The following is an 11,642-nucleotide window of genomic DNA, read 5'->3' on the forward strand; positions in this document are numbered from 1 at the left end:
CGCTATGCGGTCTGCCCTCTCACCGCATCATCCAGAGCCCGATCCAGTAGGACCAGCAGTGCGTCTCTCACGGATATCCGGTTTCGGGCGTCGAAGGCGACAACGGGAATCCGCTCGTCGATCGCGAGGGCCCAGCGGACCTCGTCGAGGTCGTGGGCGAGCTTTCCGTCGAACGCGTTGACCGCGACTACGAATGGTAGGCGCGCCCGCTCGAAATAGTCCACCGCAGGGTAGCAGTCATCTAACCGGCTGCTGTCGACGACGACCAGCGCACCCAGCGCACCGTGGGACAGGTCATCCCACATGAAGCCGAAGCGGGACTGTCCGGGCGTACCGAACAAATAGAGCTTGAGGCTGCGGTCGATCGTGACGCAGCCGAAGTCCATCGCCACCGTGGTGGTCGTCTTGCCGGTGGCCTGGCCGGGGTCGTCCACGCCGACGCCGGCGGAGGTCATGACCGCCTCGGTCGTCAGCGGGGAGATCTCGCTGATCGCGCCGACGGTCGTGGTCTTGCCCACACCGAAGCCGCCGGCGACCACGATCTTGACGGGGATGGGCGGCGCCTGTTCAGGAGATCGCACGAAGTCCACGGATCACTCGCAGGATGGTGTCGGGGTCGGGTCGCGCGGCCTCCCGCGCGTGGACGTCGAGGTAGCCGGCGGCCCGCAGGTCGCCGACGAGGATGCGGGTCACACCCAGGTGCAGCCGGGCCCGCGCGGAGATCTCGGCGACCGAGATCGGCTCCGCGCACAGGGCCATGATGGTGCGCAGCTCGGGCGAGAGGTTCGCCACCGGCACGCCGGTCCGTAGCGGCCCGTCCGAGCGGGCTGTGACCTGCGTCTCCAGGCCGATGTCCGGGTCCACGCCGTCGACCCGGCCGGACGTGAGCACGAACGGCCGCAGCCCGGCCGGGGTGGCGTCCGCCGACGGCGAGCCCAGTCCAGAGACGCCTAGGAACGGACGGATGCGGGCGGGCCCCGCCGATTCCTCGGGAGGCACGTGGGTCACGACTGGGCGGCGTTCTTCAGCTCGGCGATGAGGCGCGGGGTGAGTGCGCCGCCGGCCCGGCTGGCGAAGAGCGTCATCTCGTACGCGACGGTGCCGAGGCTGGCCGACCGGTCCGCGATCACACCCAGCACTGAGCCCGCGCTGATGGCCGTGACCAGCAGGTACCCGCCCGTCATGTCGATGACCACGCGGTTGAGGCCGCCGAGGGCGTACCAGTTGGCGGCCCCTCCGGCGAGGCTTGTCATCCCGGAGACCACGGCGGCGAGCCGCTCGGCGTTCGCGCGGTCGGCGATGTTGGACATCGCCATCAGCAGGCCGTCGGCGGAGACCGCGATGGCCTCGCGCACGCCGGCCGTGCTGGACGTGAACGAGTCCAGGAGCCAGTTGAAGGTCTGCGCCTCGGGGCTCAACTGGAGTGAGTTGTTCACTGCTGGGTTCCTTCCTGCTGCAAGGCGCGCGCGACGCCGGATTCGAACTGCTCGAGCGAGTCGCGGGCCGCTTCGGGGTCGGGCGACCACTGGTCGGGCAGCACCTGCGGCGGCGGCTGGGCCGGGAGGTTCGCCGGGAGCGTGGCGCCGGGCACCCGGCGGCTCAGCGGGGCGCGCGGCCCAGCCGCCGGCGGTGCGATGACGGGTGGAACATCACTGTGGACGACCGGCTGGTCGGACACAGTGGACTCGGCGCGGCGTACCCCCGCCTCGAACTCCTCCACCAGCGCGCGGGCCGTCTCGGCGTCGACGCCCGTGGGCGCCGCCGCGCGGTCCGCACTGGGGGCTGTCCCCTCCGGCAGCTGCGCTCCCGGAACCCTTTGACGCAGGCCGCCGCGGTTGGTCGCGGGACGTGGCGCGGCCGCCGGCTCCACCGCCGGTGCCGGTTCCATCACTGGTACCGGCTCCGTGGCGGGACGTGGCGCGAAAGCGTTCCAGGTGCGGCCGCTGCCGATCGTGCGCGTGGCCCGGTCGAGCGCGAGCACGTTGAACGGCGTGTCCTCCTCGGACGTGGCCACGATGGCGCGGGCCACCGCCCGTTCCACGACGGCCGGCTCGTCGCCGCCCTGCGGCGCGGCGTGCAGGTGCCGCACGGAGGCCAGGCCCCGCGCGGGCTTCGGCGGCTGCGGCGGGGCCACCGGCGCCGGTTCCGCGATGGCGCTGCGGACGAGATGGTCCTGTCCGACGTCGACGGTGACGGTCACGCCGCCGCCCGGCGTCTCGGACAGCGCCACGGCGAGGCCGTGCTTGCGCGCCAGCCGGCCGACCACGAAGAGCCCGAGCACCTCGGTCGGGGCGAGGTCGAGCCGCTCGCGGCGGGCGAGACGGGCGTTCTCCTCGGCGATCCGCTCGGGGGAGAGGCCGAGGCCGTGGTCGACGACGCGGAGCCGCACGACGTGGCCGGTCGCCATCGCGTTGACGGTGACCCGGGTGTGCGGCGGCGAGAAGACCGTCGCGTTCTCCATCACCTCGGCCAGCAGCAACACCAGGTCGCCGGTGAGCGCGGGCGAGACCGCGATGCCGCCGGACACCTGCACGTCGACCCGCGTGTACTCCTCGATCTCACCGAGCGCGAGGCGGACGACGTCGGCGAGCGGCAGCGGCGTGATGTGCTCCTCCGCACCGGAGACGCCGGCCGAGCCGGAGAGCACGACGAGGCTGCCCGCGTTTCGCCGCAGGCGGCTGGAGACGTGGTCGAGCCGGTAGAGCTGCTGGAGCCGCTGCGGGTCGGTCTCCTCCTGCTCCAGCCGGTCGATGAGCGCGATCTGCCGGCCGACGAGGTTCTGCGTGCGGCGGCCGACGTGGCCGAACATCTGCGCCACGTTGCGCCGGCTGCTGACCTGCCGCTCGACCAGCCGGGCCGCGGTGGTCTGCACCCGGTCGAACGCGCGGGCCAGGTCACCGATCTCGTCGGCGGAGCGGACGTCGACGGGTTCCAGGTGGATCGGCTCGGCCTCGTCGTCGGCGTCTTCGTCGGCGACGCGCCGCAGCTCGGTCTCGGCGACGGTGGCCACCCGTTCGGCGGAGCGGGTGAGGCTGGTCAGCGGCCGGGCCACCGCGCGCGCCACGACGACGCTCATCAGCACGACGCCGACGAGCACGAGGAGCGCGACCGTGATGACGCCGTACGCGGTGGTGAGGACGACCGTCTGCTGCCGGTCGACCTGCGCCGTGACGTCGGTGACGATCTTGCGTTCGACGAACCGGCCCAGGACGATGAACGATTCCAGCGACGGATAGAGCCGCTCCACCGTGAAGCGCGAGAGCGCCTGGAGCGGGTTGGTCTGCACGGTCACCGGAAACTCGGCGCCGACCCGGTCGTTCAGCGCCTGCTGGACGAGCTGGAAGAGGCCGCTCTGCTCCGGCGTGGCGTACCCGTTGAAGCGGGTGATGATGGCCTGGAGCGCGGCCAGGTTGGCGGTGTACGCGGTCATCGACGCGGGACTGCGCTCGGCCACCATGATCACCATGAGCGCGGCGCCGGCACTGATGAGGTCGTTCATCTGAAGCACGGCGTCGAGGGCGACCACCTGCCGGCCCTGCGTGGTGGCCACGTCGACGTTGTCGAGCAGCCGCAACGACTCGAGGATGCGCGCGGTCACCGCGCCGTAGGCCGTGATCACCTGGTCGCTGCGCACGGACCTGCCGAGCACGCCGACGCGCACCTGCTCCAGCGCGCTGATCCCGCCGATCGCCGCCGAGACCGGCTGCGGCAGGTCGTCGCCGAGCGAGGCGCGCAGGTCGGCGGTGCGGTCACCGACCGCGGTGGTCTGGAGCGTCAGGTCCGCGGCGTCGACGCTGCCGACCAGGTAGCCGACCGACAGCATGCGCTCCTGCTGGAGGTCACCGACGAGGCCACCGACCTCGCTGGCGATCCGCACCGTGCGGGCGGTGTCCGCGGCGCGGCCGGCGAGACCGGCCCGGTTGACGACGAGCGGGACGGTGAGCACACCGACGAGGAGCAGCGGCACCATGACCAGGACGGCCAGCTTGCCGCGGATGCGCAGCCTACCGAGAAGCACCGACGGGCTCCCACTGGCTCTCGCTCTGCTCCGGGCCCGCGGCCCGCGGCGGGAGCGTCCGGTGTGGACCGCCGAACGGCCGCCGGCGTCGCCGCCGCTTCCGCAGCGCCAGCACCGTTGGCACCGCGCAACCGAGCACCGCCACCGCGAACGCGACGAGCGAGAGGATCCGCTCGGTGCGGATGCCCGACTGGCGGTCGGCGATGAGCACGTCGAGCTCGGCGAGGATCGAGTTGGACAGCTCGGACGCGGCCGACTGCACCTCGACGCGGGCGGTGTTGAGCCGGTCGGCGGGGGGCAGCGGCGACCGGCCGTCGAGCGTGCCCGCCGAGGCGGCCAGGGCGTCCATGCTCCGGCGGAAGCGGTCCAGCCGGCTGAGCAGGTTGCCGCCGAGCGTGCGGCTCTCCGTGCTGTCCACAGCGGACTGGAGGCCGTCGGCGAGGTCGGCGGCGGGGTCGAGCACCGAGCCGCGTGCCACGGTGAGGTCGGCGATCGCCGAGGCGCGCTCGGCGGCCGGCCGCGCCGCGGCGATGACCATCAGGTCGGCGAACTTGCCCGCGGCGACCACCGACTCGGGCAGCTCCTCGGCGGCGCCGTCCTGGAGGAAGTACGTGTCCGCCTCCGGGTCGCGGATCAGCTGGGAGTTCTCCCGGACCTTGCCGTAGAGGGCGAGCAGCAGGTCGGTCACCTCGCCGTACGCCTCGTACGCGCGGGTCTTGTCACCCGCCGGCACCGAGGAGAGCGCCTCGATCTTGACGCGCAGGCCGGACCAGCGCTCGCTCGTCCGTAGCTCGTCGCCGAGCCGCTCGTCGACCGCGGTGGCGGCGTCGACCGCCCGGGTCACTGCCGCGCGGTCCACGGCGCGCCCGGCCACGGCGGCGGACTGCGCGTCGGTCAGCGCGGTCGTCACCTGGCCGAGCGTGGTGAGGTACTCGATGCCGTGCCGCTCCTTGGCCGCGAACGAGAGACGGTCCGACTGGCCTTGCCACGCCTGCCCGAAGAGCACCCCGATGGGAATCAGCAGCGCGAACACGAGCAGCGGTCTCAGCAGGGAAACGCTCGTGGGCGCGTTCGGCGTGGCAGCGGTCATCGTCCACCCTCCCGGCGGCAGCGACGGATGGGATGGCAGGGCCCCCAAAGCTCGCGCGAGATCTCGCGGTGCCACCCGCCGAGGAACTTAGGCCTGCTGACGGCGCTTATGGAACCGTTTCATCCAGCGCGTGTTGTAGACGGGAGCGCTCCCAATGCGGAGCGTGAATACACCTTGATCACAGCGTCGCCAGAGGGGGTGAGCAAAGGTTTGCTGCACCTGGTTCGTCAGTAAACGTCGGAATGTGCGACATCCGAATTGCTCTGGCACGGGCTGAGTGTCCGGTCAGTCGGGATGCGCCGCGAGTTGATCCGTTACACCCCACCCGTCACTCTAGTCCGGCCAGGTGGTGGACGGGGGGTCGCCCGATCCGGCCTTGCCCCGATGCCCGCCGGCACCTGCACTTTCGACCGCCGGTAACAGAGTCGAGCTAGCTTTGGCCGGTGACATCAACGCCTGAAAACATCAGGACGGTCGGTGAGCTCCGCGCCAGCGGCCACCGGCACCGCACGGTCAAAGAAGAGCTCCGCGAAAACCTCCTGGCCCGGATGCGCGAGGGCAGCCCCCGATTCCCCGGCATCGTCGGATACGACGGCACGGTGCTGCCCGAGGTGGAGCGCGCGATCCTGGCCGGCCACGACATGGTCCTGCTGGGTGAGCGGGGCCAGGGCAAGACCCGGGTCATCCGTTCGCTCGTCGGCCTGCTCGACGAGTGGACGCCCGTCATCGCCGGTTCCGAGCTCAACGAGCACCCGTACCAGCCGCTCAGCCCCTCCTCCCGCAGGCAGGCCGAAGAGCTCGGCGACGACCTGCCGGTCCGCTGGCTGCACCGCTCGATGCGGTACGGCGAGAAGCTGGCCACTCCGGACACCAGCGTCGGCGACCTGATCGGCGACGTCGACCCGATCCGGGTCGCGCAGGGCCGCACCCTCGGCGACCCGGAGACCATCCACTTCGGACTCGTACCCCGCACCAACCGGGGCATCTTCGCGGTCAACGAGCTGCCCGACCTGGCCGAGCGGATCCAGGTCTCGCTGCTCAACGTGCTGGAGGAGCGCGACATCCAGGTCCGCGGCTACCAGTTGCGGCTCCCGCTCGACCTGCTGCTCGTGGCGAGCGCCAACCCCGAGGACTACACAAACCGGGGGCGCATCATCACGCCCCTCAAGGACCGGTTCGGCGCGGAGATCCGCACCCACTACCCGCTCGAGCTCGACCTTGAGCTCGACCTGATCCGCCAGGAGGCGCGGCTCGTCGCCGAGGTGCCCGAGCACGTGCTGGAGGTGGTGGCCCGCTTCGCCCGCGCGGTCCGCGAGTCGCCGTCGGTCGACGCCCGGTCGGGTGTCTCGGCACGGTTCGCGATCGCGGCCGCCGAGACGGTGGCCGCCTCCGCCCTGCGCCGCGGCGGCCTCCTCGGCGAGCCGCGGGCCACGGCCCGGATCGGCGACGCGACCTCGATCACCAGCACACTGCGCGGCAAGGTCGAGTTCGAGAGCGGCGAGGAGGGGCGGGAGATCGAGGTACTCGCCCACCTGCTCCGCACCGCGACCGCCGAGACGTTCCGGGCGCGGCTGGCCGGGCTCGACCTCTCCGGCTTCACCGACCTGGTGGCCGAGGGCGACATCGTGGAGACCGGCGAGCTGGTCGGTGCCGAAGACCTGCTGCGCCAGGTGGGCACCGTGCCGGGCCTGGCCAAGGTGCTCGAACGGCTCGGCTTCGACGACGCGCCCACGCCCGCACAGGCGGCGGCCGGCGTGGAGTTCGCGCTGGAAGGGCTGCACCTGACCCGTCGCCTCTCCAAGGCGATGACCGACGAGGGCCGCACCTTGTACGGGAGCCGGGAATGACCCGCCCCAACCGCTACCGGTACGGCGCGTGGCGCGGCGGGCCCGACCCGCTCGCGCCGCCGTACGACGTGCGGGCCGCGGTCGACCAGGTCGGCGCCGAGGTGCTGGCCGGCGGCAGCTTGCGCGAGGCGCTGCGCAACCTGCTCCGCCGCGGTCCCGACGGCGGCCGCGGGCTCGACGACCTGGCCGCCCGGGCCCGGCGGATGCGCCGCGAGGCGATGCGCCGGGGCAACCTCGACGGCACGGTCACCCGCGCGCAGGCACTGCTCGACCAGGCCCTCGCCGCCGAACGCGAGGAACTGGCCCGCCGCACCGACGACGCGGCCCGGTTCAGCGAGACGCGGCTCGACAGCCTGCCCCGCTCCACCGCCCGCGCGGTCGAGGAGCTGTCCGACTACCAGTGGGCCAGCGAGGAGGCCCGCCGTACGTACCAGCAGATCCTCGACGGGTTGCGCGACGAGGTGCTGGAGCAGCGCTTCGCCGGGCTGCGGGAGGCGCTCGGCAACCCCGACCCGGCCGCGCAACGCCGGCTGGCCGAGATGCTCGGCGACCTCAACGACCTGCTCGACCGCCACGCCCGGGGCGAGGACACGACGGACACGTTCGCCGAGTTCATGCGGCGGCACGGCGAGTTCTTCCCGGAAAAGCCCGGCTCGGTCGAGGAGCTGATCGACGCGCTGGCCCGCCGGGCCGCAGCCGGCGAGCGGCTCATGCGGTCGCTGTCGCCGCAGCAGCAGGAGGAGCTGTCCCGGCTGATGGCACAGGCACTCGGCAACGCGGGCCTCGCCGACCAGCTGGCCCGCCTGACCGCGAACCTCCGTACGCTCCGCCCCGACCTGGGCTGGGAGCGGCGCGCCCAGGTCCGCGGTCAGCAGGGACTCGGGTACGGCGAGGCGGCCGGCGCGCTGGCCGAGATCGGCGACCTGGACGAGCTGCTCGACCAGCTGGGCCAGGAGCACCCCGGCGCCACGTTGGACGACATCGACGTGGAGGCGGTGGAGCGGATCCTCGGCCGGGGCGCGGCCGGCGACGTGCGGCGGCTCCAGGAGCTGGAGCGCGAGCTGCGCCGGCAGGGCTGGCTCGGCCGCGGCACCGACGGCCTCACGCTCAGCCCCAAGGCCCTGCGCCGGCTGGGCGGCACGGCCCTGCGCCGCGTCTTCGCCTCGCTGGAGACCGGCCGCCGCGGCCAGCACGACCTCCGCGACGCGGGTGCCGCCGGCGAGACCACCGGCGCGTCCCGCCCCTGGGAGTACGGCGACGAGCAGCCCATCGACGTGGTGCGCACGGTGGCCAACGCGGTCCGCCGCACCGGCGCCGGCCCGGTCTCGCTCACCGTCGACGACTTCGAGGTGGTGGAGACCGAACGCCGCGCGTCGGCCGCCGTCGCCCTCTGCGTCGACCTGTCGTACTCGATGGTGGCCGAAGACCGCTGGGGCCCGATGAAGCAGACCGCCCTCGCCCTGTCACACCTCGTCGCGACGAAGTTTCCGCAGGACGCCCTCCAGATCATCGGCTTCGGCCGCTACGCCATGCGGCTCACCACCGAAGAGCTGGCCTCCGTCGACCCCGACTACGTGCAGGGCACCAACCTCCAGCACGCCCTCCAACTGGCCGGCCGCCACCTGCGCAAGCACTCCGGTTCCGAGCCGGTGGTGCTGGTGGTGACCGACGGCGAGCCGACGGCACACCTGGAGGAGGACGGCGAGGCGGTCTTCTTCTGGCCCCCGCTGTCCGAGACCATCCAGGCGACGGTGGCCGAGGTGGACAACCTGACGCGGTACGGCGCCACGCTCAACCTCTTCATGCTCGGAGAGGACGAGGGCCTGCGCCGCTTCGTCGACGCGGTGGCCCGCCGCTGCGGCGGCCGCGTCTTCACCCCCGACACCGAAGACCTGGGCAGCTACGTGGTCAACGACTACATCCGCGCCCGCCGCGGCCGCGTCTCCCGCTGACGCCTTGCTCGGTGCCGGACCTGTCGAGTTTGCTGGCACCAACGCGTCTACCGCCGCCCGGGGCGGTCCGCCGAGTGGGCAATGTCGGGGAGTTGCACGTCGAGGGCGACCGGACCAGGCCCTGCGCGCCGGCTAGACGAATGTGCGCGTGGATCCCTTTGCTCTGCTTCCCTATGGTGAGCACCCACCCTTGGCGCGGGTTGAACCGTCAGGCCGCTTCCTATGGGGAAGCAGAGCAAAGGATCCCCGCACACACCACCCAACCGGCCGGCGACGGGTCTAGAGACCTTTCGGAGTCAGGGTTCGCGGCCCGGCCACAACGCACGATCAAATTCAAGGCAGAACTTTTCCCAGGTCCGCGTCAGCGGTAGACCGTATGCTCCCGCGGGCACCGCTCCCGGCCGGCGGCTCGCAGAGCGCCCTAACTCTCCAAGATCTCGCACCGGACACCGTTCACGCCACCGCGGCGGTTACTCGCGGTGACAGCGCCTCTGTCCGGTCTGTTGCCCGTCGCTTCGGCACGGGGCATTGGGGACAACGAACCACGCGCGGGGTGAGCGTGACCAGCGGCGGACGGGTGAGGCCGCGGGAGCAGCGGTCTGGACCACGACGGACATCGCGGTAGCCCAAATCTGCCTTTGAATCGAACCCGAGACCGCGGCGCCCCTGACTCCGAAAGGTCTCTAGGCGCTGTCGCGGGTCAACGTGGACTCGACGGGGACGGCGGCGTCGTCCCGGATGTAGACCAGCATGTCGCCAGTCTCGATCATGGCGCATTCGGGGGAGGCGAGGGACAGCACGCGGCCGTGGCGGACCAGGGCGATGACCAGCTCGCTCACCTTGCGGGGCGACTTGCCCACCTCGGCGCGGTCGGCCGAGCGGAGGGCGAGAGCCATGCCGCGGCCGGGCGTCAGCAGGTCTTCCACCACGTCGATGAGCGGCGGCGCCGACGTCGAGAGGCCGAGCAGGCGGCCGGCCGTCGCGGAGGAGACGATCACCTGGTGGGCGCCGCTCTGCTTGAGCAGCGGGGCGTTTTCCGCCTCGCGGGCGGCGGCGATGATGCGTACCTTGCCGGCGGTCATCTGGCGCGCGGTGAGCGTGACGAGGACGTTGGCCTCGTCGGTGTCGGTCGCGATGATGACTGCCTTGGCGTCCTTGACATGCGCCTCGGCCAGGAGGGACGAGCGGGTGGCCGAGCCCTCCAGCGCGACGAGCCCGTCGGCGGTGGCCTGGCGTACGGCCGCGCGGTCGGACTCCACCACGACGATGCGCTTGCCGTCGAAGCCGTTTTCGCGCAGCGCCGCCACGGCACTGCGTCCCTTCGTCCCGTAGCCGCAGACGATCACGTGGTCCTTCAAGAGTTTTCTCCACCGCGTAAGGCGAGCGTTCGTGCGGTACTGCTCGGTCAGCACCTCAAGTGTCGTGCCGACCAGGATGATCAGGAAGAGCACCCGCGCCGGCGTGATCACGATGACGTTGATCAGCCGGGCGCTTTCCGAGGTCGGGGTGATGTCGCCGTAGCCCGTCGTAGACAGCGACACGACCGCGTAGTAGAAGCAGTCGAGCAGCGTGAGCCCGTCGTCGTTGACGTCGCGGTAGCCGTCGCGGTCGGCGTAGACCACGCAGACGATGCCCAATACCAGGGCGACCGCCGCGACGAGGCGCGAGCTGAGGGCTCGCAATGGTCCCCGGGGCGGGGAAGGTAGGTGGATCACGACAGATCTCGGGCCGGCACGCCTACACGATAGATCAGCCGTCGGGGACCCGCGTTGATCGAGGTGGAAATGGGTACGAAGGCGGCATGGAGCATTTCACGATCGCGACCGTCGCCGAGCAGAACCCGGACTTTCGGCGGGTGCTCTGGACCGGGCAACACGCGCAGCTAGTGATCATGACGATCCCGCCGGACGGTGAGATCGGCGAGGAGGTCCACCCGGACACCGACCAGATCCTCACGTTCGTCAGCGGCGTGGGCGAGGCCAAGGTCGGCGGTAAGACGCGGAAGGTGGCCCAGGGCGACCTCGTGGCGGTGCCGGCCGGCACCAAGCACAACTTCGTCAACACCGGCCCCAACCCGCTGGTGCTCTACACCGTGTACGGGCCGCCCGAGCACGCCGACGGCGCGGTACACAAGACGAAGGAAGAGGCGGACAAGGCGGAGGAGTCGGGCGCCGACGAGCCGCCCGGCAAGTAGCTTCTTCAGTCGGTCTTGAGATCGCGGCGTGCCGCCTGGATCAGCTTGCGGCGCGCGGCGGCCACCGTGTCCAGCAGTGCGGGGTGATCGGCGAGCTGGCCGTCACGCAGCTCGCGATGCTTGATCAGTAGGTCGACGCCGGCCGCGCCGACCGACTCCGACGCGAATAGACGCAGGCGCGTGAGGCTGGTGCGCAGCTCGCCGAACGCGGTCTGCACGATGTCCTCCAGGCGCGCCGCGGCCGTCGGGTCGGGCGGCTGCGGGCCCAGCTCGAAGCGGTCGCGGGCCGCGTCCGAGCTGCGCCAACTCGCCTCCAGCAGGGCGACGAGCGTGTCCGACAGCGCCTCACGCGACCAGCTCGTGCGGTCGCGGTTGCGGGTCAGGATCGCGGTGACGATGATATTCGCGCCGCTGATGAACGCGGCTGTGAAGGCCGCCCACTCGCCGACACCCATTGTTGGTGATCCCTCCCCGTACGCCGATCCGCAGAGTAGCGAAGCGGACGCCACGCCGGTAGACCAGACAATCTGGGCGCGGCTAG

The 11,642-nt window shown here is 71.7% G+C and carries 10 protein-coding genes; 3 read left to right on the forward strand and 7 right to left on the reverse strand.

The features are described 5' to 3' along the window. Positions 1-2: 2 nt before the first annotated feature. From AC5L36_RS06405 to AC5L36_RS06425, 5 genes are read right to left on the reverse strand one after another with little or no spacing between them, the layout of a single operon-like run. Positions 3-590, reverse strand: coding sequence for a GTP-binding protein (locus AC5L36_RS06405; RefSeq protein WP_441214408.1), 588 nt, complete (start codon positions 588-590; stop codon positions 3-5). Next, entirely contained in the window at positions 568-1,008 is a 441-nt protein-coding gene (locus AC5L36_RS06410) for a DUF742 domain-containing protein (protein ID WP_441214409.1), read from the reverse strand. Before AC5L36_RS06410 ends, AC5L36_RS06405 begins: the two co-directional genes overlap by 23 nt. Further along, a complete protein-coding gene (locus AC5L36_RS06415; protein WP_441214410.1) occupies positions 1,005-1,436 on the reverse strand; it encodes a roadblock/LC7 domain-containing protein in 432 nt (143 codons plus the stop codon). The genes AC5L36_RS06410 and AC5L36_RS06415 overlap by 4 nt, the downstream gene beginning before the upstream one ends. Next, complete coding sequence (locus AC5L36_RS06420; RefSeq protein ID WP_441214411.1) at positions 1,433-4,018, reverse strand: sensor histidine kinase; 2,586 nt, start codon at positions 4,016-4,018, stop codon at positions 1,433-1,435. The genes AC5L36_RS06415 and AC5L36_RS06420 overlap by 4 nt, the downstream gene beginning before the upstream one ends. Then, a complete protein-coding gene (locus AC5L36_RS06425) occupies positions 4,005-5,108 on the reverse strand; it encodes a hypothetical protein (protein WP_441214412.1) in 1,104 nt (367 codons plus the stop codon). The genes AC5L36_RS06420 and AC5L36_RS06425 overlap by 14 nt, the downstream gene beginning before the upstream one ends. Positions 5,109-5,551: 443 nt before the next feature. On the opposite strand from AC5L36_RS06425, the gene AC5L36_RS06430 reads away from it, so the two are divergent. Together AC5L36_RS06430 and AC5L36_RS06435 are read left to right on the forward strand one after the other, a co-directional pair. After that, positions 5,552-6,955 (forward strand): sigma 54-interacting transcriptional regulator, encoded by a 1,404-nt coding sequence (locus tag AC5L36_RS06430; protein ID WP_441214413.1) that lies wholly within the window; start codon positions 5,552-5,554, stop codon positions 6,953-6,955. Continuing rightward, entirely contained in the window at positions 6,952-8,907 is a 1,956-nt protein-coding gene (locus tag AC5L36_RS06435; RefSeq protein WP_441214414.1) for a vWA domain-containing protein, read from the forward strand. The genes AC5L36_RS06430 and AC5L36_RS06435 overlap by 4 nt, the downstream gene beginning before the upstream one ends. Positions 8,908-9,590: 683 nt before the next feature. On the opposite strand, the gene AC5L36_RS06440 is transcribed toward AC5L36_RS06435, so the two are convergent. After that, positions 9,591-10,622, reverse strand: coding sequence for a potassium channel family protein (locus AC5L36_RS06440; protein WP_441214415.1), 1,032 nt, complete (start codon positions 10,620-10,622; stop codon positions 9,591-9,593). 86 nt (positions 10,623-10,708) lie between these two features. On the opposite strand from AC5L36_RS06440, the gene AC5L36_RS06445 reads away from it, so the two are divergent. After that, positions 10,709-11,101 carry a cupin domain-containing protein gene (locus tag AC5L36_RS06445; RefSeq protein ID WP_441214416.1) on the forward strand — a complete coding sequence of 131 codons (393 nt, stop codon included), beginning with the start codon at positions 10,709-10,711 and terminating at the stop codon, positions 11,099-11,101. 5 nt (positions 11,102-11,106) lie between these two features. On the opposite strand, the gene AC5L36_RS06450 is transcribed toward AC5L36_RS06445, so the two are convergent. Beyond that, positions 11,107-11,556 carry a hypothetical protein gene (locus AC5L36_RS06450; RefSeq protein ID WP_441214417.1) on the reverse strand — a complete coding sequence of 150 codons (450 nt, stop codon included), beginning with the start codon at positions 11,554-11,556 and terminating at the stop codon, positions 11,107-11,109. Between the last annotated feature and the right edge of the window lie 86 nt (positions 11,557-11,642).

The sequence above is a fragment of the Phytohabitans sp. LZ39 genome (assembly GCF_059359075.1).

What these genes read in the sequence shown, in the direction of transcription:
- AC5L36_RS06450 (WP_441214417.1), bottom strand. Translation starts at nt 11,556, where the DNA reads ATGGGTGTCGGCGAGTGGGCGGCCTTCACAGCCGCGTTCATCAGCGGC.
- AC5L36_RS06435 (WP_441214414.1), top strand. Translation starts at nt 6,952, where the DNA reads ATGACCCGCCCCAACCGCTACCGGTACGGCGCGTGGCGCGGCGGGCCC.
- AC5L36_RS06445 (WP_441214416.1), top strand. Translation starts at nt 10,709, where the DNA reads ATGGAGCATTTCACGATCGCGACCGTCGCCGAGCAGAACCCGGACTTT.
- AC5L36_RS06425 (WP_441214412.1), bottom strand. Translation starts at nt 5,108, where the DNA reads ATGACCGCTGCCACGCCGAACGCGCCCACGAGCGTTTCCCTGCTGAGA.